The 1,230-nt window shown below is 39.0% G+C and carries 1 protein-coding gene; it reads left to right on the plus strand.

From position 1 onward, the window contains the following. The first annotated feature begins 235 nt into the window (after positions 1 to 235). Complete coding sequence (locus EDM54_RS26170) at positions 236 to 1,153, plus strand: hypothetical protein (RefSeq protein ID WP_122958735.1); 918 nt, start codon at positions 236 to 238, stop codon at positions 1,151 to 1,153. Positions 1,154 to 1,230 lie beyond the last annotated feature (77 nt).

A 1,230-nucleotide genomic window follows, 5' to 3' on the forward strand; every position in this document is an offset into this window, starting at 1 on the left:
GTCGTCCACTGACTTCATGTTTTTCTCTTTGATCCACTGCTTGATCTGCTCTTTTGACATCATAAAAATCTCCCAACCTTTCTACTCCTAATTGTAGTTTAGAGGTTGAGAGTTTACAAAAAATATGTTACAGACTCGAAGCAGGAAACATAGTTGGGATATCCATATTAGACGTAATCGAAGTGACCGAAATTAACATAGTCTTAGACAATTTTTTTCGTCATCTGGAGGCCCTATGAAATATACCAGAAAACTATCTAATCTGAATAAAACTATCGTACAGATGAACCTCACGCCAGGTAAGAACCACTTTGAGCTTTCAGCGCAAAACTTCTCTTTCCCGAGGAAAGTCATAAGCGATATTTACCCTGATTTCCCCGACCATCCCCAACTTGCGAACACTACATTCAAGGTCTATCTATACCTATGCATGTACTGCGATGGTCTTTCTGGAAAAGTATATTTTTCCAGCAAACAAAAGATCGCCGAGACATTAAAACTGCCTCCATACTCATCATATATCGAATGGTCTCTTGATTGGTTAGAAACTCATCACTTTATCCGAGACATTAGAGAAGATGATAAATTGCGTTTCCAAGCACATGTATTGTCTGCACCAGACTATCTGCCAGAGCTTGATACATTTTACAGTTGTAAAGAAATTAAACGAAATCCCTCTCCTTTGAAACAGCACAATTATGGCTATATCATGGTTCCTAAATTAGCTATCACAGAGAAGATGTTAGATCAATCTGTAACAAGAACAGGATGGGATGAGAGAAAACTTAAAATCTTCCTCCTAATGTATCAATATAACTGGCTTCGGTATTATGGCGGCATCGATCCAGACATTATGCATATCACACAGAACGGGGAGTTAGAGCTTGATACACGTTTCTGCTACGACGTAAAAAGCACACCCTACAATACATTCCAGACAATTCAATCGTTCATCAATGCTGACCTATTCAGACCTGTAAGATGTATCTTTCAACAAAAAGATGGAGAGAAAGTCTTTGTTAGAGACGCTAGAGTCGGGGTTTCACTACAGAAAAATGAGTATGAAATCATTGTCCTCCGCCCTCATGTTCTAATTAAGCGTCACGTTGATGAGCTTGTTAAATTACTCGGCAAAGGAAGCGTCATCTTATGAAAATGCATGGTAGTCTCTATACGGACAAAGCAAAAGTGGTTAACGCTTTTCGGAAAGATGAGAAGGTACTCTTGTCC

Origin of the sequence: Brevibacillus borstelensis (assembly GCF_003710865.1) — a bacterium.
GTDB lineage: Bacteria > Bacillota > Bacilli > Brevibacillales > Brevibacillaceae > Brevibacillus > Brevibacillus borstelensis.

Excerpts from the sequence above, each read along its gene's own strand:
- EDM54_RS26170 (WP_122958735.1), top strand. The coding sequence starts at position 236 with ATGAAATATACCAGAAAACTATCTAATCTGAATAAAACTATCGTACAG.